Origin of the sequence: Vibrio sp. ED002, from assembly GCF_023277445.1 — a bacterium.
GTDB classification, from domain to species: domain Bacteria; phylum Pseudomonadota; class Gammaproteobacteria; order Enterobacterales; family Vibrionaceae; genus Vibrio; species Vibrio jasicida.
In genome coordinates this window covers 2,316,184-2,335,452 of record NZ_CP080238.1, presented here as the reverse complement: position 1 = coordinate 2,335,452, position 19,269 = coordinate 2,316,184, and the positions used below count along the sequence as shown (strand labels likewise).

General features: G+C 46.2%; 10 protein-coding genes, 6 tRNA genes and 2 rRNA genes. 11 read left to right on the top strand and 7 right to left on the bottom strand.

All coding sequences use genetic code 11. The features are described from left to right. Positions 1–266: 266 nt before the first annotated feature. The 3 genes from ITG12_RS10770 (at position 267) to ITG12_RS10760 (ending at position 3,509) form a co-directional block, all read left to right on the top strand. Positions 267–3,154, top strand: a 23S ribosomal RNA gene (locus ITG12_RS10770). A gap of 92 nt (positions 3,155–3,246) precedes the next feature. Continuing rightward, positions 3,247–3,363 (top strand): 5S ribosomal RNA (rrf, locus tag ITG12_RS10765). 69 nt (positions 3,364–3,432) lie between these two features. Beyond that, positions 3,433–3,509: transfer RNA gene (locus ITG12_RS10760), tRNA-Asp, on the top strand. A gap of 456 nt (positions 3,510–3,965) precedes the next feature. Here ITG12_RS10760 and ilvY read toward each other — a convergent pair. Further along, complete coding sequence (gene ilvY / locus ITG12_RS10755; RefSeq protein ID WP_038873954.1) at positions 3,966–4,856, bottom strand: HTH-type transcriptional activator IlvY; 891 nt, start codon at positions 4,854–4,856, stop codon at positions 3,966–3,968. Positions 4,857–4,998: 142 nt separating this feature from the next. Here ilvY and ilvC point away from each other — a divergent pair, with 142 nt between their 5' ends. After that, positions 4,999–6,483: a ketol-acid reductoisomerase gene (gene ilvC, locus ITG12_RS10750; protein WP_038879763.1), complete on the top strand. Its 1,485-nt coding sequence runs from the start codon at positions 4,999–5,001 to the stop codon at positions 6,481–6,483. A 451-nt stretch (positions 6,484–6,934) separates the two neighbouring features. Here ilvC and ITG12_RS10745 read toward each other — a convergent pair whose 3' ends face one another. The 4 genes from ITG12_RS10745 to ITG12_RS10730 all read right to left on the bottom strand — a co-directional run bounded on the left by ITG12_RS10745 (position 6,935) and on the right by ITG12_RS10730 (position 12,160). Further along, complete coding sequence (locus ITG12_RS10745; RefSeq protein WP_005427244.1) at positions 6,935–7,186, bottom strand: accessory factor UbiK family protein; 252 nt, start codon at positions 7,184–7,186, stop codon at positions 6,935–6,937. A gap of 133 nt (positions 7,187–7,319) precedes the next feature. Then, positions 7,320–10,442 (bottom strand): multidrug efflux RND transporter permease subunit VmeD, encoded by a 3,123-nt coding sequence (gene vmeD, locus ITG12_RS10740; RefSeq protein WP_038869922.1) that lies wholly within the window; start codon positions 10,440–10,442, stop codon positions 7,320–7,322. Between the two features lie 11 nt (positions 10,443–10,453). Further along, complete coding sequence (vmeC, locus tag ITG12_RS10735; protein ID WP_038869923.1) at positions 10,454–11,560, bottom strand: multidrug efflux RND transporter periplasmic adaptor subunit VmeC; 1,107 nt, start codon at positions 11,558–11,560, stop codon at positions 10,454–10,456. 18 nt (positions 11,561–11,578) lie between these two features. Continuing rightward, positions 11,579–12,160, bottom strand: coding sequence for a TetR/AcrR family transcriptional regulator (locus tag ITG12_RS10730; RefSeq protein ID WP_050566713.1), 582 nt, complete (start codon positions 12,158–12,160; stop codon positions 11,579–11,581). Positions 12,161–12,330: 170 nt separating this feature from the next. Here ITG12_RS10730 and rep point away from each other — a divergent pair, with 170 nt between their 5' ends. Further along, positions 12,331–14,346, top strand: a complete 2,016-nt coding sequence (gene rep, locus ITG12_RS10725; protein WP_038882193.1) for a DNA helicase Rep — start codon at positions 12,331–12,333, stop codon at positions 14,344–14,346. A gap of 72 nt (positions 14,347–14,418) precedes the next feature. On the opposite strand, the gene ITG12_RS10720 is transcribed toward rep, so the two are convergent. Continuing rightward, positions 14,419–14,832, bottom strand: a complete 414-nt coding sequence (locus ITG12_RS10720) for a cytochrome c5 family protein (protein ID WP_038882194.1) — start codon at positions 14,830–14,832, stop codon at positions 14,419–14,421. Between the two features lie 361 nt (positions 14,833–15,193). Here ITG12_RS10720 and ITG12_RS10715 point away from each other — a divergent pair. The 5 genes from ITG12_RS10715 (at position 15,194) to ITG12_RS10695 (ending at position 15,796) form a co-directional block, all read left to right on the top strand. Then, a tRNA-Arg gene (locus ITG12_RS10715) sits at positions 15,194–15,270 on the top strand. Between the two features lie 33 nt (positions 15,271–15,303). Further along, a tRNA-His gene (locus ITG12_RS10710) sits at positions 15,304–15,379 on the top strand. A 75-nt stretch (positions 15,380–15,454) separates the two neighbouring features. Continuing rightward, positions 15,455–15,531, top strand: a tRNA-Pro gene (locus ITG12_RS10705). A 48-nt stretch (positions 15,532–15,579) separates the two neighbouring features. Continuing rightward, positions 15,580–15,655 (top strand) — tRNA-His (locus ITG12_RS10700). Positions 15,656–15,719: 64 nt separating this feature from the next. Further along, positions 15,720–15,796: transfer RNA gene (locus tag ITG12_RS10695), tRNA-Pro, on the top strand. A 338-nt stretch (positions 15,797–16,134) separates the two neighbouring features. On the opposite strand, the gene ITG12_RS10690 is transcribed toward ITG12_RS10695, so the two are convergent. Beyond that, on the bottom strand, positions 16,135–16,860 hold the full coding sequence (locus ITG12_RS10690; RefSeq protein WP_248873062.1) for an HAD family hydrolase: 726 nt from the start codon (positions 16,858–16,860) through the stop codon (positions 16,135–16,137). 686 nt (positions 16,861–17,546) lie between these two features. On the opposite strand from ITG12_RS10690, the gene ITG12_RS10685 reads away from it, so the two are divergent. Beyond that, positions 17,547–19,262 carry an ABC transporter ATP-binding protein gene (locus ITG12_RS10685; RefSeq protein WP_038869931.1) on the top strand — a complete coding sequence of 572 codons (1,716 nt, stop codon included), beginning with the start codon at positions 17,547–17,549 and terminating at the stop codon, positions 19,260–19,262. The last annotated feature ends 7 nt before the right edge of the window (positions 19,263–19,269 follow it).

Below are 19,269 nucleotides of genomic sequence, written 5' to 3'. Positions count from 1 at the left end.
CTTTAAAAATGGTTTTCATCAGAAAATCTAGCTCTTTAACAATTTGGAAAGCTGACAAAGTAATCTTTAAGATTACTTGTAAAGTTCTCAATGTTTGTCTTTATGACAAACACCAAAAAACACATTCAAGTGTTCTTGGGAATATCACTTTTAAAGTGATTATTCGAAATTGAGTCCGGCAAAATCGAAATGTCTCTCGCTCATTCAAATAATGAGAGACAACTTTGGTGATTTGAACATCAACTCGAAACTCCTTCGGGTTGTATGGTTAAGTGACTAAGCGTACACGGTGGATGCCTTGGCAGTCAGAGGCGATGAAGGACGTATTAACTTGCGATAAGCCCAGATTAGGTAGTAAAAACCACTTGAGTCTGGGATTTCCGAATGGGGAAACCCACTAGCATAAGCTAGTATCGCTGCGTGAATACATAGCGCAGCGAGGCGAACCGGGGGAACTGAAACATCTAAGTACCCCGAGGAAAAGAAATCAACCGAGATTCCGAAAGTAGCGGCGAGCGAAATTGGACTAGCCCTTAAGCTTTATATGCGTTAGACGAACGGTCTGGAAAGTCCGGCAATAAAGGGTGATAGCCCCGTAGTTGACAACGCACATTCAGTGAAATCGAGTAGGGCGGGACACGTGATATCCTGTCTGAATATGGGGGGACCATCCTCCAAGGCTAAATACTACTGACTGACCGATAGTGAACCAGTACCGTGAGGGAAAGGCGAAAAGAACCCCTGTGAGGGAGTGAAATAGAACCTGAAACCGTGTACGTACAAGCAGTAGGAGCACCTTCGTGGTGTGACTGCGTACCTTTGTATAATGGGTCAGCGACTTATATTCAGTGGCAAGGTTAACCATCTGGGGAGCCGTAGCGAAAGCGAGTGTTAACTGCGCGACTTAGTCGCTGGATATAGACCCGAAACCAGGTGATCTAGCCATGGGCAGGTTGAAGATTGAGTAACATCAATTGGAGGATAGAACCGACTAATGTTGAAAAATTAGCGGATGACTTGTGGCTAGGGGTGAAAGGCCAATCAAACCTGGAGATAGCTGGTTCTCCCCGAAAGCTATTTAGGTAGCGCCTCGGACGAATACTACTGGGGGTAGAGCACTGTTAAGGCTAGGGGGTCATCCCGACTTACCAACCCTTTGCAAACTCCGAATACCAGTAAGTACTATCCGGGAGACACACGGCGGGTGCTAACGTCCGTCGTGGAGAGGGAAACAACCCAGACCGCCAGCTAAGATTCCAAATTATTACTAAGTGGGAAACGATGTGGGAAGGCTCAGACAGCCAGGATGTTGGCTTAGAAGCAGCCATCATTTAAAGAAAGCGTAATAGCTCACTGGTCGAGTCGGCCTGCGCGGAAGATGTAACGGGGCTAAGTAATAAACCGAAGCTGCGGCAATGAAGTTTTACTTCATTGGGTAGGGGAGCGTTCTGTAAGCCGTTGAAGGTGTGTTGTAAAGCATGCTGGAGGTATCAGAAGTGCGAATGCTGACATGAGTAACGATAAAGGGGTGAAAAACCTCCTCGCCGGAAGACCAAGGGTTCCTGTCCAACGTTAATCGGGGCAGGGTAAGTCGACCCCTAAGGCGAGGCCGAAAGGCGTAGTCGATGGGAAACGGGTTAATATTCCCGTACTTCTTACAATTGCGATGGGGGGACGGAGAAGGCTAGGTGGGCCTGGCGACGGTTGTCCAGGTTCAAGTGCGTAGGCTGAAGAGTTAGGTAAATCCGGCTCTTCTTAAGGCTGAGACACGACGTCGAGCTACTACGGTAGTGAAGTCATTGATGCCATGCTTCCAGGAAAAGCCTCTAAGCTTCAGATTGTAAGGAATCGTACCCCAAACCGACACAGGTGGTCGGGTAGAGAATACCAAGGCGCTTGAGAGAACTCGGGTGAAGGAACTAGGCAAAATGGTACCGTAACTTCGGGAGAAGGTACGCTCTTGATGGTGAAGTCCCTTGCGGATGGAGCTGGCGAGAGTCGCAGATACCAGGTGGCTGCAACTGTTTATTAAAAACACAGCACTGTGCAAAATCGTAAGATGACGTATACGGTGTGACGCCTGCCCGGTGCCGGAAGGTTAATTGATGGGGTTAGACTTCGGTCGAAGCTCTTGATCGAAGCCCCGGTAAACGGCGGCCGTAACTATAACGATCCTAAGGTAGCGAAATTCCTTGTCGGGTAAGTTCCGACCTGCACGAATGGCGTAATGATGGCCACGCTGTCTCCACCCGAGACTCAGTGAAATTGAAATCGCTGTGAAGATGCAGTGTACCCGCGGCTAGACGGAAAGACCCCGTGAACCTTTACTACAGCTTGGCACTGAACATTGACCCTACATGTGTAGGATAGGTGGGAGGCTTTGAAGCGCAGTCGCTAGATTGCGTGGAGCCGTCCTTGAAATACCACCCTTGTAGTGTTGATGTTCTAACGTCGACCCCTTATCGGGGTTGCGGACAGTGCCTGGTGGGTAGTTTGACTGGGGCGGTCTCCTCCCAAAGAGTAACGGAGGAGCACGAAGGTGGGCTAATCACGGTTGGACATCGTGAGGTTAGTGCAATGGCATAAGCCCGCTTGACTGCGAGAATGACAATTCGAGCAGGTGCGAAAGCAGGTCATAGTGATCCGGTGGTTCTGTATGGAAGGGCCATCGCTCAACGGATAAAAGGTACTCCGGGGATAACAGGCTGATACCGCCCAAGAGTTCATATCGACGGCGGTGTTTGGCACCTCGATGTCGGCTCATCACATCCTGGGGCTGAAGTCGGTCCCAAGGGTATGGCTGTTCGCCATTTAAAGTGGTACGCGAGCTGGGTTTAGAACGTCGTGAGACAGTTCGATTCCTATCTGCCGTGGGCGTTGGAAGATTGAAGGGGCTGCTCCTAGTACGAGAGGACTAGGAGTGGACGAACCTCTGGTGTTCGGGTTGTGTCGCCAGACGCATTGCCCGGTAGCTAAGTTCGGAATCGATAACCGCTGAAAGCATCTAAGCGGGAAGCGAGCCCTGAGATGAGTCTTCCCTGATACTTTAAGTATCCTAAAGGGTTGTTCGAGACTAGAACGTTGATAGGCAGGGTGTGTAAGCGTTGTGAGGCGTTGAGCTAACCTGTACTAATTGCCCGTGAGGCTTAACCATACAACACCCAAGGGGTTTTGATGGACTCAATGCAAGAACGATTGAATGTGTATAAATAGAACTTAAAACAGCTTTCCAGATTAAAGAATTTGCTTGGCGACCATAGCGATTTGGACCCACCTGACTTCCATTCCGAACTCAGAAGTGAAACGAATTAGCGCCGATGGTAGTGTGGGGTTTCCCCATGTGAGAGTAGGACATCGCCAGGCTTGTATTTTATTTTCACTTTTTATGAAAAAGTGAAGACAAAAACTTAGACTTAAATGTCTAACCAGTGCGGAGCGGTAGTTCAGTTGGTTAGAATACCGGCCTGTCACGCCGGGGGTCGCGGGTTCGAGTCCCGTCCGCTCCGCCACTTATTCAGACAAAAGCCCCAGTAGAAATGCTGGGGCTTTTTCGTATCTAACAACTCAATTCACCTATCGGTGCATGAGTCTCGCTTGTGTGTAAGTCCAATTGAACGTAAGCTCGGACTAGGCGTCCCCACGCTTCCGCTACTTATTTGGAAACCCAGCCTTCGGAATAGGTTTTGTCGTTTCTGATATCCTCAGATCTCTGTGTTTGCTGTAGAACTCGTTGTGTTAGGTAAAGATCTTATCTCTCTTGTCAGTGTCCATTTTCTAAATCTTAAAAGTAACTAAGGGTAAGTACTTACTTATTCTCATCACTTTGCTAGCAATACCTTTGTTATGTGAGTCGTGATGTCAGCTACCTCTAAGTGCTGTTACATATTTTGCATTCGAGGTTTACTGTAAATAAAAAGCCCGTTGCTTGCGTAACGGGCTTCGGATTCCTATTTGTATAGTTATTTCTAAAGAGATATATACTTACTTTCTGCGACTTCCCATAGGGCTTTAACTAACGGGTTTTCTAGCTGGCTTTTAATACAGCAAACACCGAGTTCGAATGGTTTGATAGGCAGAACTTTCAGTCGATTTATCTTCTCTCTGACAGGGCTATTGTTGATTACCACATCCGGTGCGATACCTACGCCACAACCTAAAGCCACCATACTGACAATAGCCTCATGCCCTGCTACTTGTGCGTAGATGTTTGGTTTGATCTTCATTTGCTTAAACCAAACATTCGCTCTTTCTCTTGCTGTGCCTGCTTCTGGGAGAATAAAAGGGATCGTTGACCAATCCGGGGTTTCTTTTTGTAGTTCTTCTGCGAAGCTGCTAATTCCAACCGGAGCAATAACCGATAGAGGTATCTCGCTGATTGGTTCAAAAGCCACTTTAGCGGGTAGTTGGTCTGGCTTTGCCGAGATCGCGATATCAGCCTCATCCGCCATTATCTTATCGATAGCTTGGGCTGGATCGCCAGTAGAGAGTTTGAATTCAATAAATGGGTGTTGTATGCGGAAATCGGAAATAAGCTCCGGGAGGTGACTGTAACTTGCAGTTACCGAGCAAAATAAACGTATCTCCCCCTTTAGCTCATCTTCCGTTCCTTTGACGTAGCTTTGGTATTGCTGCCATTCCCCCAAGATCTTTAGTGCAACAGGCAATAACTTCTTTCCTTGAACCGTCAATTCGACACTTCGATTATCACGCAAGAACAGCTGTTGATGCGTTTCTTCTTCTAATTTTTGGATCTGCCGACTCAGTGCGGAAGGGCTGATATGCATTGCTGCCGCTGTCTTAGCGAAGCTTTTACTATCACATAGATGAATGAATAGTTGTAGGCTTTTGATGTTCATTAAATCTTTACGTCCATGTTGCATTTATTGCAATAAGTAATTGTGAATATATCACTTTCAGCAACAGAATGTCTGTTTTAGTATGAACTCATTCGGTAACACAAATACCGACCTCTATGGAAGAATGTTAAGGAGCACCCAGATGGCTAACTATTTCAATACCCTAAACTTACGTGAGCAATTGGACCAACTTGGTCGTTGTCGCTTTATGGACCGCGAAGAATTCGCATCAGAAGCAGATTACCTAAAAGGTAAGAAAGTGGTCATCGTAGGTTGTGGTGCTCAAGGCCTTAACCAAGGTCTAAATATGCGTGATTCTGGTTTAGACGTTGCTTACGCTCTACGCCAAGCTGCGATCGACGAGCAACGTCAATCGTTCAAAAACGCAAAAGATAACGGCTTTGAAGTAGACAGTTACGAAAAGCTAATTCCACAAGCTGACCTAGTAATCAACCTAACGCCAGACAAGCAGCACACTAACGTTGTTGAAACGGTAATGCCTCTCATGAAAGAAGGCGCAGCACTAGGCTACTCACACGGTTTCAACGTAGTTGAAGAAGGCATGCAAATCCGTAAAGACCTAACGGTTGTAATGGTTGCGCCTAAGTGTCCAGGTACAGAAGTACGTGAAGAGTACAAGCGTGGCTTCGGTGTCCCTACACTAATCGCTGTTCACCCAGAAAATGACCCTAAAGGCGAAGGCTGGGACATTGCGAAAGCATGGGCTGCTGGTACAGGTGGCCACCGCGCAGGTTGTCTAGAGTCTTCATTCGTAGCGGAAGTTAAATCTGACCTAATGGGTGAGCAAACTATCCTATGTGGCATGCTACAAGCCGGTTCTATCGTGTCTTACGAGAAGATGATTGCTGACGGTATCGACCCAAGCTACGCAGGTAAACTTCTACAATACGGTTGGGAAACAATCACTGAAGCTCTTAAGTTTGGTGGTATCACTCATATGATGGACCGTCTATCAAACCCAGCAAAAGTAAAAGCATTTGAGCTTTCTGAAGAGCTAAAAGAGCTAATGCGTCCACTATACAACAAGCATATGGACGACATCATTACGGGTGAATTCTCCAGTACTATGATGGCTGACTGGGCAAACGACGATGCAAACCTACTAGGCTGGCGTGAAGAGACGGGTGAAACCGCTTTCGAAAACTACCCTGCAGGCGACATCGAAATCTCTGAACAAGAGTACTTCGACAACGGCATTCTACTGGTAGCTATGGTTCGTGCTGGTGTTGAGCTAGCATTCGAAGCAATGACAGCATCAGGCATCATCGATGAGTCTGCATACTACGAGTCACTGCACGAGCTACCTCTAATCGCAAACACAGTTGCACGTAAGCGCCTATACGAAATGAACGTGGTAATTTCAGATACAGCAGAGTACGGTAACTACCTATTTGCTAACGTAGCAACACCGCTACTACGTGAGAAGTTCATGCCATCAGTAAGCACAGACGTAATCGGTAAAGGTCTAGGCGAGTCGTCTAACCAAGTCGATAACGCTACGCTAATCGCAGTAAACGAAGCGATTCGTAACCACCCAGTAGAGTACATCGGTGAAGAGCTACGTGGTTACATGACGGATATGAAGAACATCGCAGTAGGCGGCTGATTTCTATCTAAGTCAGTAAAGAACTCCGGATAGACTGGGGTCAATAAATACAACATACAACACAACATCTAATTAAAAGGCTTGGTCGCCGTTGACCAAGCCTTTTTGTTTTTATGAAGACGGACTGTTTCCTTCGAACCGTGGGAGTGCTTCGCTGTTAAAATCGGACGTGTTCGTTGGGATAGAATTGAAAGAAGTAGAGGTATATGTTGACTGGATTTTCCCTTAAGAAGGCAAAATTGAAGCGAATCCCGAATCCCGAATCCCGAATCCCGAATCCCGAAAACAAAAAGGGTTGACGTACATACGCCAACCCTTAAGAATTTTCTCGCTTCTCGCTTCTCGCTTCTCGCTTCTCGCTTCTCGCTTCTCGCTTCTCGCTTCTCGCTTCTCGCTTCTCGCTTCTCGCTTCTCGCTTCTCGCTTCTCGCTTCTCGCTTCTCGCTTCTCGCTTATTTATCAGCTAGCTTTTCTTCAAGCTCAGCCAATTTCTTTTCCATTTCTGTCAGCTTTTGACGAGTGCGCAGCAGAACTTGAGTTTGTACGTCGAATTCTTCACGGCTAACAACGTCTAGCTTGTTTAGCTGACCTTGGATGACTTGGCGAACTTTTTGATCAACATCCGCGCCTAGTTCTTTTACTGGCTGTGGCATTGATTCGTGAATTTGTTTAGCGATTTGCTCTAATTTCTTTGGGTCAAACATAGTGGCTAAAACTCCTTTTGATTTGCCCACATTCTATTTAATTGATACGTGAAAGTCGCCATTTAGATGGTAAAAAAGAGAGCAGCAATAAAAAAGGTCACCGAAGTGACCCTTTTTCTTAGTGCTTTTATACTTACTTGTTATCAGCTAATTCGCGGTGAGCTGCTTTCGCTTCATCCACTCGAGCTAGCTTTTCCAAGTCTTTGTCTTCAACAAACACTGGTAGTGGCTTGTGTTTCTCAGCAAGGTAGCTGTAAATCACTGGCAGTACGAATAGTGTAAATAGCGTACCGATCGCCAGGCCAGCAACGATTACGATACCGATACTGAAGCGTTGCTCAGCACCTGCGCCTGTTGCGTACATCAATGGGATAAGACCTGCAATCATCGCTGCTGTTGTCATCAGGATTGGACGAAGACGAACTTTTGCTGCTTCCATTACCGCATCGATACGAGACAGTTTGTTGTGTAACTGCTCTTCTTTCGCTACCTCACAGATCAAGATACCGTGCTTGGTGATCAGACCAACCAAGGTAATCAAACCAACCTGTGAGTAGATGTTCATCGATGCCGTACCCCACGCCAGAGCTATCAACGCACCACAAACCGCAAGCGGTACTGATACCATGATTACGATTGGATCGCGGATAGATTCAAACTGAATCGCCAGTACTAGGAAGATGATTGCTAGTGCCAAACCGAATGTTGCGTATAACGCACTACCTTCAGTTACGAACTGACGCGCTTCACCCATGTAGTCATGGTTGTAGCCTGACGGCAGTTTGTTTTGTGCCACGTCTTCGAACCAGTTGATCGCATCCCCCATTGCAACACCAGGAGCTGGTACAGCACCAACAGTGGCTGAGTTTAGCTGGTTGAAGTGAGGCAGTGCACGAGGCTCTGCGACCACATCAATTGTGATCAAACTACCCAATGGTACTGCTTTGCCGTCAACTGAACGTACGTAGTAATTCTTCATCGACTCTGGGTTTAGACGCCACTTACGTTCAACTTGAGGGATTACCTCGTATGAACGACCATTTAGGTCGATACGGTTTACATAACCATCAGCCATCATGGTACTTAACGTGACACCAATGTCTTGCATGGTCACGCCGTAAGCGCCGGCTTTGTCTTTATCGATGCTGATTTTCATCGTTGCTGAATCGTAGTTCAGATCCAGATCCGAATACACGAACAGTGGACTCTTCGATACATCGGTCAGAATATCACTTGCGATAGTAAACAGGCTCTCGAAGCTGTTTGGCGTAGTCACAACGAACTGAATTGGCAGACCTGAACCTGCACCTGGAAGTTCTGGCATTTGGAAAGCCGTTACTGACATACCTGGTACATGAGAAACTAAGTCACCCACACGTTTGGTAATGTCCGCTTGGCTTGCCTCACGCTCACTCCAAGGTTTCAGTGTTGCTAGACCGAATGCTTGGTTCGAGTTAGGTACACCGTTAAACACCTGAGCGTATTCTACTTCTGGCTGGTCAGACAGAATCTTGTTTACATCGTTCATGGTGCTTTGGATGTAATCCAAGTTCGCATTTGATGGGGCTGTACCCATTAAGACCACAACGCCTTTATCTTCCGACGGTGCCAGTTCACTCGGAATGAACTTAAACAAGATCGGTAGACTCGCGAACACGATGATCGCAAAAGCAATGATAACCGGACGATGAGCCATGACTGCAGTTAGCATCTTCTCGTAGCGGTTGGTCATGCCATCAAGAACGTGGTGAACTTTTTGCTCAAACTTGCTTGGCTCTTCGTTTGCCTTCAGCATTTTTGAACACATCATCGGTGACAGAGTCAATGCGATGATACCGGACACAAATACAGCACCCGCAAGGGTAAGAGCAAACTCTTTAAATAGTGAGCCTGTAATACCACCCATCAGAGCGATAGGCGCGTATACCGCACCTAACGTCAGTGTCATCGCGATTACTGGGACAGCAATTTCTCGTGTACCAATGATCGCAGCTCGGAACGGTGATTCCCCTTCCTTGATGTGTCGATCGACGTTCTCAAGAACAACGATCGCGTCATCCACCACCAGACCGATGGCGAGTACCATTGCCAGTAGTGTCATCAAGTTCCAAGAGAAACCCATCGCTTGCATCACCATTGCCACACCAATCAATGATAATGGGATAGTAACGATAGGGATGATTACCGCACGGAATGAACCTAGGAACAAAGTGATAACGATAAGTACGATGACTGCTGCTTCAAGAATGGTTTTCACAACTTCGTGAATCGATTCGTTGATAGCAATAGTCGAGTCGTACATCACATTCATTTTGATGTTACTTGGCAAGTTACGCTCTAGTTGAGGTAACAACGTCAGTACATCTGCTGCAATATTGATCGGGTTGGCACTTGGTGCTGCGTTAATCGCTGCAACCACGGCTTCTTGACCATTAGCACTAGCACGGTAAATATCGTGGCTCTTCTCTAGCGTCACTTTCGCAATGTCACCAAGGCGAATTACATCACCTTCACCGGTTTTCACCACAAGTGCTTCTAGTTCTGCAACGTTGGATACCTGAGTATCTGCACTGCCGTTGTAAAGTACGAATTCACCTGTCGCCTGACCAGTTGCCGACTGATAGTTGTTGGCGTTTAGTACGGTCATTACGTCAGTTGCTGTCAGCTTAAGTGCCCCCATTTTTGCAGGGTCTAGCCATACGCGCAGTGCGTATTTCATACCACCGTATAGGTCAACTTTCGATACACCGTTTACCGTGAATAACTGCGGGTTGATTACACGCTCAAGGTAGTCCGTGATCTGGCTTGAAGACAGCTCATCACTGGTGAAACCAATATACAGTACTGCCGTTGTCGAACCTGTCGACATGGTTACCGTAGGGTCTTCCGCTTCTTTTGGAAGCTGCGAACGAACCGAGTTGGTTTTCGCCAGAATGTCAGACAGCGCCGCATTCGGATCAGTGTTTAACTTCATGTTTACGGTGATGGTAGAAGTACCGAGTACCGAGGATGAAGTCATGTAGTCGATATTATCGGCCTGAGCAACGGCTTGTTCCAAAGGCTGAGTAATGAAGCCTTGGATTAAGTCGGCGCTGGCACCGTAATAACTGGTGGTTACAGTAACCACCGTATTTGTCATTTCAGGGTATTCACGAACCTGCATCTTGAATACGGCTTGCAAACCAAGCAACGCAATCAAAAAACTGATCGATACCGCTAAAACTGGACGTTTAATAAAAACATCGGTAAAGCGCATGATGCCTCCAATTAAAGCATTGGTGTTTCAGCCGGTGGTGTCAGTGCCGAATCTTCAACGATGGTCACTTTCGCATGGTTACTAAGGCGTACTTGCCCCGACGTTACCACTACGTCACCTGGTTTCACGCCTTCTAGAATATGCGCGATGTCTTTAGTACGCTCACCCACTTTCACAACGTGTTGCTTAACGCGTTTTTCACCGTCTTCTTCAGTAATGATGTACACGTTGTCGCCGTATAGCGTAAAGGTGATTGCCGTTTGTGGCAGAGTCACTTGATTCTCTAGCTTAGGCAGGATGATGTTTGCACGTGCGAACATACCGCTGCGAAGCTTGCCATCGCTATTTGGAATGTCTGCTTGGACTTGAATCAAACCACTTTGTACGTTTACTGCTGGCTCAATCGCAGAGATCGAACCTTTGAAAGGCTTGTCAGGGTAAGCGTCTACAAAGATATCCACTTCTTGGTCTAGCTTAATGCGTGAGATATCTGTTTGAGGCACAGTGAAGCGTAAACGCATTACTGTTGTATCTTCGAGACGTACGATGTCAGTACCTGCTTGTAGATATTGACCAAGATACACATTACGAATACCAACCACACCAGCAAAAGGTGCTTTTATTTCACGGCGGTCGATGGTCGCTTTCAAGCTCTCAATGTCCGCTTTAAGTGAGAAGTAGTTTGCTTCAGCTTCGTCGTACGCTTCTTTAGAAATCGATCCTTTCTTATAAAGACCTTGGTAGCGTTTGTACTTAGCTTGAGCTGCTGGCAGTTTTGCTTGAGAGCTTTTTAGGTTTGCTTTCTCAACATCAGAGTCTAGAAGAACCAGAGGTTGGCCTTCTTCCACTTGAGTACCAGAGTCGAAAGAAATCTTATCAATCACACCGCTGGTTTCGTTTGCAACAGTGACACCTTGGTTAGGTTCGATAAAGCCAATCGCTTCGATGACAGGAACCCAATCTACCGCTTTTACTTCCGTAACGGTAACAGGGAACTCTGGCTCCGGACGATTCGCCATGTATTCAGCAATTTTCTGTTGCTTGAATAAGTTGAAACCTATCACGCTTCCGAACAGAAGAACCGCGATAAGCAACATAAAGAAAGTCCACTTTTTCATTCTATTAAGAACTCCAAGTTAGTGTTTAATAATTGCATCCCAACTGGCTTCAACGGCTGCTTCCAGCGCATTGTCGTCCAGCTGATAAAATCCCAAAGCATGTTTTCTCGCAAGCGCAACACTAGCTTCGAAACTTAACCCTGATAGAATTTCGTTATCGAGGGGTTTGAATACCCCTTCCGCTTTGCCTTGATTAAAAAGACGATCTACTTGGGCAAACATTTGCCTTTCAAGTTCCCTCGTCCCTTTACGATTTCCACAAGGCAGTGATTCATATTGGACACGATTACTTAAGGTGTCTAAATTTGATCCAGCAAGGTGCCAAATATTGAGCCACATGGTGCGGTAACGCTCTTTCAGGGGCATATCGTCATGAACATCCGCTTGAACGGCGTCCGCAATACGTTTAGTTACAGTAAGGCGAACCTCTTCCAAAAGATGTTCTTTATCTGAGAAATATCGGTAAATCGTGCCAGCTGCGACACCTGCTTCTGTAGCAAGTTTGTGCATGGAAAGACCATGAAAACCTGATTCAGCGATTAAGCGCTCGGCTGCTGCAATGATTTGTCCGTATTTATCTCCAGCAGTGTTATTGGACATAACGCCACCACCCAATGAATGAACGTTCATTCATTATAGCTTAAACTCTGGCCACGTATGCAACAAAATGTTGCATCTATCTGTGTAAAAATTACGTGAAAATCTCCGTAGCTTTCACGCGGTCACCCCTTTATCATAGGCGCCACAATTACCACCCGCAGAGAATTTCTATGAAGCTGAACCCTAGACAAGATGAAGCCGTTAAGTACGTATCAGGCCCATGCCTCGTGCTGGCTGGTGCTGGTTCGGGTAAAACTCGTGTAATTACCAATAAGATTGCTTATTTGGTTCAGCAGTGTGGCTACAAGGCACGCAATATTGCTGCGGTTACCTTTACCAACAAAGCGGCGCGCGAGATGAAAGAGCGCGTCGGTCAGACGTTAGGTAAATCAGAATCGAAAGGTTTGATGGTTTCGACCTTCCACACCTTAGGTTTGACCATCATCAAGCGTGAGTACAAGCATCTTGGCTTGAAAGCAGGCTTCTCCCTCTTTGATGATCAAGACCAACTTGCACTACTGAAAGAGCTGACAGAAAAGCAGCTAGATGGCGATAAAGATTTATTACGTCAACTACTAAGCAGTATCTCAAACTGGAAGAACGACATGCTGACACCAGAACAGGCAAAAGCGCTTGCTCAAGGTGAGCAGCAGCAATTGTTCGCGTTCTGTTTTGAGATGTACCAAAAGCAGATGAAGGCATACAACGCGCTCGACTTCGACGATCTGATTTCTTTGCCAGTGCAACTTCTGCGCAATAACGAAGAAGTGCGCCAACGCTGGCAAAATCGCATTCGCTACTTGTTGGTGGATGAATATCAAGATACCAACACCAGCCAATACGACTTAGTGAAGTTGATTGTCGGTGAGCGTGGTCGTTTGACTGTGGTAGGCGACGATGACCAATCCATCTATTCATGGCGTGGCGCTAAGCCGCAAAACTTGGTGTTGCTTGGTGAAGACTATCCAAATTTGCGTTTGATTAAGTTGGAGCAGAACTATCGTTCGACTAGCCGTATTCTGCGCGCAGCTAACATCTTGATTGCGAATAACCCACACGTGTATGAGAAATCACTGTTCTCGGAAATTCCTGACGGTGAAAAACTCAAAGTGTTGCTGGCGAAAAATGAAGAGCACGAAGCGGAGCGCGTGACGGGTGAATTGATTGCACACAAGTTCCTAAACCGCACCGAATATAAAGATTATGCGATTCTATATCGTGGTAACCACCAATCACGTTTGATTGAAAAGTCACTGATGCAAAACCGTGTGCCATACAAACTGTCTGGCGGCACATCTTTCTTCGCTCGAGCTGAGATCAAAGACATCATGGCTTACCTACGTGTGTTGGTGAACCCAGATGATGACAACGCGTTCCTACGTATTGTGAATACGCCGCGTCGTGAAATTGGTCCCGTGACTTTAGAGAAGCTGGGTAGCTACGCCAACATGCGTGGTAAGAGCTTGTTTGAAGTCAGCTTTGAAATGGGACTAGAGCAGCACCTAACCGGTCGTGGTTTAGAGAACCTACGCCGCTTTACTCAATGGTTGGTTGCGATTGCCGATCAAGCTGAGCGTGGCGATACGGTTGAAGCGGTGCGTTCGCTTGTGCGTGATATTCATTACGAAGATTGGCTATACGAAACGTCAGCAAGCCCGAAAGCGGCTGAAATGCGTATGAAGAACGTTTCTGACCTTTACTCTTGGATTGTGGCTGACCTAGAAGGTGACAACTACGATCAAGAAGAGAAGACCATCAAAGAAGTCGTTCAACGTTTAACATTGCGAGACATGATGGAACGCGGAGAAGATGATGAAGATAGTGATGCCGTTCAATTGATGACGCTTCATGCATCGAAAGGTCTCGAGTTTCCTTATGTATATTTGATTGGTTCGGAAGAGGGAATTTTACCGCACCAAACCAGTATTGATGAAGATAACGTCGAAGAAGAGCGTCGATTGATGTACGTGGGAATTACGCGTGCTCAAAGAGAATTAACCTTTACTATGTGTAAAGAGCGTCGCCAGTTTGGTGAATTGATCAAACCGACACAAAGTCGTTTTTTAGATGAACTGCCATTTGATGACGTTGAATGGGAAGTAAACAAAAAACCAGTATCGGCAGAAGAGCGCATGGCAAAAGGCCAAGCTCACATCGCTAATATTCGAGCGATGTTTAAGAAGTAGGACAGCGTTGTTCTAATTTGCTAAAAACAAAAAGGCTTGCCAAGTGGCAAGCCTTTTTCGTTGGTGTCTTTATTACAGACCTTCAATCATGTGGTCGATGGCTGCGATGATTTCGTCATCAGAACAGTCCATACACGTACCTTTTGCTGGCATTGCATTGAAGCCTTGGATCGCATGGTTGGTTAGCACGTCTTTGCCTTGTGCAATACGTGGTGCCCAATCCGCAGCATCACCTGTTTTTGGTGCGCCACTTACGCCAGATGCGTGACAAGCAATACAGAAAGTACCGTAAACCGCGGCGCCATCACGTGGACCAGTTGGTTCTGCTTTTACTGGTTCTGCACCTGCTAGATAAACATCACCGACAGGTTTGATGCGTTCTGCGATCGCATCGTATTCAGTTTGGCTGATGTCAGAAGCTAAAGCTGCCGTAGAAAAAGTTAAGGCAGCGAACAAAACGCTAATCATTCGTCGAGACATATCCATTAAACCCACTTCACATTCCAAAGGTAAGTGACTTACCTATTTATATAGTTAGAGTATTTAGCCCTGTTGGATTCGGTTTTGCTGCATGGCCTGAATACTATGCAGAAAACCGTTCCTAACGGTCTAAAGTGATTGAACAATCTGGTTGCGACTGTTAAATCAATGTAAATAATGGGTGATTATATCCTGATAAGTTGTTGCAATAAACAACAAGTTATCCATGACAGGGCGTGAATCACATCAAAAATTCACTTTAAAGGCAGATAACTGTCGAAAAAGAGACCAAACGAGAAAAAAAGTAAAAAAAGTACTAGACGGCATAGTGTGATATCCGTATTATTCCTCTCCGCCGATGGGGCATGCGCCCGTAGCTCAGTTGGATAGAGCGTTGGCCTCCGGAGCCAAAGGTCGAAGGTTCGAATCCTTTCGGGCGTGCCATTCCGGAATACAAATTAACGGCACAAAATAGTGGTGGCTATAGCTCAGTTGGTAGAGCCCTGGATTGTGATTCCGGTGGTCGCGAGTTCGAATCTCGTTAGCCACCCCATTATTTCGGTAACTCATTAATTAATGAAGTTTCCAGTTTTGATTCTAATATCCCAAGAGTCGAAACAAAATTCGTCGGTGAATAGCGCAGCTTGGTAGCGCATCTGGTTTGGGACCAGAGGGTCGGGGGTTCGAATCCCTCTTCACCGACCATCATTTAGTTTATGGCTATACTAGAGCGGTAAACGACACAAATTGATGGTGGCTATAGCTCAGTTGGTAGAGCCCTGGATTGTGATTCCGGTGGTCGCGAGTTCGAATCTCGTTAGCCACCCCATTAATTAAGGTGACTTCTTAGTTGAAGTATCCTGTCTGATTTGAGAGAATCAGTAAATACAGTTCGGTGAATAGCGCAGCTTGGTAGCGCATCTGGTTTGGGACCAGAGGGTCGGGGGTTCGAATCCCTCTTCACCGACCACTATTAGAAAGCCTGCTTCTTAGCAGGCTTTCGTCGTTTTAGAGCTTATGATCTCGCTTTGACTTAGATTAGTTGGCAGTATTTCAATGGGTTTGAACCCAAGTGGGGTTCGCCTGAAGTTAAAATATGGCTCTTCATCGACCGCTATTGAAAGCCTCAGTCGAAAGACTGGGGCTTTTTACATTTCTCATCCTCAAAAACTCTCACGCCGCTTTCAATTCCACCAAAAATGTACAGCTTTGGGAGCTTTTGGCCACCCATGATCCAAATGCTTTTTGAGCTGATAAAAGAAACCCCAGCACGGAGGCTGGGGCTTTGTATTTCTTGAGTTAAGTGCTTTATTGAGCGAGCGTTTTTAGAATTTCATTCAGCTCAACGGTCTCTTTCACTTCATAGTTTGGCTTGATGTCGGTTGGGTTTGCTGTGCCTGCCTCGTTAACCCACACACTCGGAATGCCCATATTGTTGGCACCCGCAATATCGGCTGGTAGAGAGTCACCAATATGAATCACTTCTTCTGGTTTTGCGTCAACAAGGTTGAGTGCTTTGTGGAAGATACTTGCAGCAGGCTTCTCTTCAGGCTCTTCGCCACCGACGATGATGTGATCCACCCATTCACTCATTTGTGTCGCTTTGAGCTTTGGATGTTGCGAGAAGATAGGGCCGTTAGTGATTACCACCAACTTGTAGTGTTGGCGTAGCTCCGTAAGCATTTCCTTCACGCCAGGGAAGAACGTAAAAGCACCCATGCGAGCTGAATCGAAGAAGCTTTGTGCCTGCTGGGCTTGTTCTGCATCGATCTCGATACCTTGTTCTGCCAAGATGGTTTGGATTAAACCGCAGCGGAACGCATTTTCATTAGGTAGAAGAGCAATAAGTTGAGGGAATTCGTCGTTTAACTTCTTATATACGCCTTGCAAGTAGCGCTGTACGAAGGCTGTGGAGTCAGCGACCTGAGGGTAAGTTTGAGTAATCCAATCGGCAAACTCTTGCCCTGCCACTTTATCGGCTTGAGATGTGCCACATAAAGTCTCGTCCATATCAAAAAATATCGCTTTAAGCACAAGGGCTCCTTCATTCACTACTCGACGTTGGGCTTTAATTATCTCTTATCTTACTCAAAATGACAGTGGAAAGCGCAAAATCACCAGTTCAACACGTGCTTTATAAGGGCTAATCAGGTTGCTGATACGGAGTTTTCTACTGCATCAAAATCACTTTAATCACAAAATCGCATAACTGACGCATAACCAAGGTTAGGTGACAGATTTCATTTGTTTTGCAGATCTGCTCACGTTTTCACCTCTATGTGTGTAGGGGGATTTTGGCTTTTTATGTATGCAGACTATTTTGTTAGTAACATTTTATGTCGAAAAGTCCCAATGGGAACGGAATATTGTTTGGTAAATGTTAATGATGGCGCGTGAATAATAGGGATACTATCAATAGTGAGTTTATGCGTGAATTTAGAGCATTTTTCTGTTTTTATTGGTGCGTAGCGCACAAAAATGGTGTGTTATGAAAGTGGTTAAATACTTGTTAATGCATTTCTATTCGCTCATTGTGCGTGTAAATAATGTTTTTTCGGCGGAATATACTTTAATTGTTGCTTTTTTGTGTGATTTTTGCCAAATTGTTTCCGCATTAAGATTTCAGAGTATTATTCTGAATTTGAACGGATTCATTCAGGTAATGAATGGCGCTTTTATTGCGCGATTCGATACCACAGACAAGGCAGTAGAGGTCTGAAATGTCACTATTAGAGGTGAAAAACCTTCGTATAGAATATCCATCCCGTCACGGTGTCCATGCGGCCGTGAAGTCGCTTTCTTTTCATATCGATCGTGGCGAAATTGTGGGTGTTGTTGGCGAATCAGGTGCGGGTAAATCCACCGTTGGTAACGCCGTTATTGATTTGCTTAGCCCTCCGGGTCGTGTTGCCAGTGGTGACGTGTACCTTGATGGAGAGAAAATTTCTGGTTTGACGCCAGAAGCGATGCGTAAGGTTCGCGGCTCTAAGATTGGCTTTATCTTCCAAGACCCAATGACCTCGCTTAACCCTCTATTTACGGTTGAGCAACAATTGAAAGAGACCATCCACGCCAACATGAAGGTGTCGGATGAAGAGGCATATCAACGTGCGCTTTCTTTAATGCAACAGGTTGGCATTCCGCAACCTGAAAACCGTCTTAAACAGTACCCACACCAATTCTCTGGTGGTATGCGCCAGCGTGTGGTTATTGCTATCGCACTGGCTGGTGAGCCAGAACTGATCATCGCAGATGAGCCAACTACGGCACTCGACGTATCAATCCAAGACCAAATCCTAAACCTTATCCGTGAACTGTGTATCAAGAACAACGTAGGTTGTATGTTGGTGACGCACGACATGGGTGTGGTTTCAAACGTGACTGACCGTGTTGCGGTTATGTACCGCGGTGATTTGGTGGAGTTTGGCCCAACCGCTAAGGTATTGGGCGATCCTGACCACCCATACACACGCAGCTTGATTTCTGCGGTTCCTCGCTCTGACATTAAACTCGATCGCTTCCCGCTAGTGAGCTACATCGAAGAAGCAACAGAGCTACAAGAACTGGACATCAAGAACCACTGGTTAGGCCAAAGCCAAGACCAACGCGAATACACAGGCCCTCTATTGGATGTGAAGAACGTAAATCTACGCTTCGTGACCAAAGATTCGTTGTTTGAAAGCCGCCGTGAATACGTACAGGCTTCAAACAATGTTAGCTTTGAAGTGCACGAAGGTGAGACGTTTGGTTTGGTGGGTGAATCTGGCTCAGGTAAGTCGACCATCGCACGTGTGATTGCAGGTTTGTATGAACCAAACTCAGGCCAAGTAAGCTTTGAAGGCATTGACTTAACGGCGCTGAAATCAGAAAAAGCACGCCGTCCGCTGCGTCGTCAAATGCAAATGGTCTTCCAAAACCCATACACTTCAATGAACCCGCGTATGAAGATTTTTGACATCATCGCGGAGCCAATTCGTTTCCATAAGCTCACTAAGAATGAAGCGGAAACGCGTCAGATTGTGAATGACCTGCTTGATCACGTAGGTTTGGGCAAAATGGCGGGCGTCAAATACCCTCATGAATTCTCCGGTGGTCAGCGTCAGCGTATTTCTATTGCGCGTGCACTGGCGACCCGTCCTCGACTACTGATTTGTGACGAACCGACATCAGCGTTGGATGTATCGGTACAAGCACAAATTCTGAACTTGCTGAAAGATCTGCAAAGTGAACTGAACCTAACGATGCTGTTTATCAGTCACGACTTACCTGTTATTCGCCAAATGTGTGACCGAGTGGGTGTGATGCAGATGGGTACGCTACTGGAAGTGGCGCCGACTGAGCAACTGTTTACCGCTCCTCAGCATGAATACAGTAAGAAGCTGATTTCTCTGATGCCTGAATTCACAGGTTTGAGAGAAGAAATCAAAACGGCATAAACCAAGT

Coding starts and splice junctions, on each gene's coding strand:
- ilvY (WP_038873954.1), bottom strand. CDS start 4,856: ATGAACATCAAAAGCCTACAACTATTCATTCATCTATGTGATAGTAAA.
- ilvC (WP_038879763.1), top strand. CDS start 4,999: ATGGCTAACTATTTCAATACCCTAAACTTACGTGAGCAATTGGACCAA.
- ITG12_RS10745 (WP_005427244.1), bottom strand. CDS start 7,186: ATGTTTGACCCAAAGAAATTAGAGCAAATCGCTAAACAAATTCACGAA.
- vmeD (WP_038869922.1), bottom strand. CDS start 10,442: ATGCGCTTTACCGATGTTTTTATTAAACGTCCAGTTTTAGCGGTATCG.
- vmeC (WP_038869923.1), bottom strand. CDS start 11,560: ATGAAAAAGTGGACTTTCTTTATGTTGCTTATCGCGGTTCTTCTGTTC.
- ITG12_RS10730 (WP_050566713.1), bottom strand. CDS start 12,160: ATGTCCAATAACACTGCTGGAGATAAATACGGACAAATCATTGCAGCA.
- rep (WP_038882193.1), top strand. CDS start 12,331: ATGAAGCTGAACCCTAGACAAGATGAAGCCGTTAAGTACGTATCAGGC.
- ITG12_RS10720 (WP_038882194.1), bottom strand. CDS start 14,832: ATGGATATGTCTCGACGAATGATTAGCGTTTTGTTCGCTGCCTTAACT.
- ITG12_RS10685 (WP_038869931.1), top strand. CDS start 17,547: ATGTCACTATTAGAGGTGAAAAACCTTCGTATAGAATATCCATCCCGT.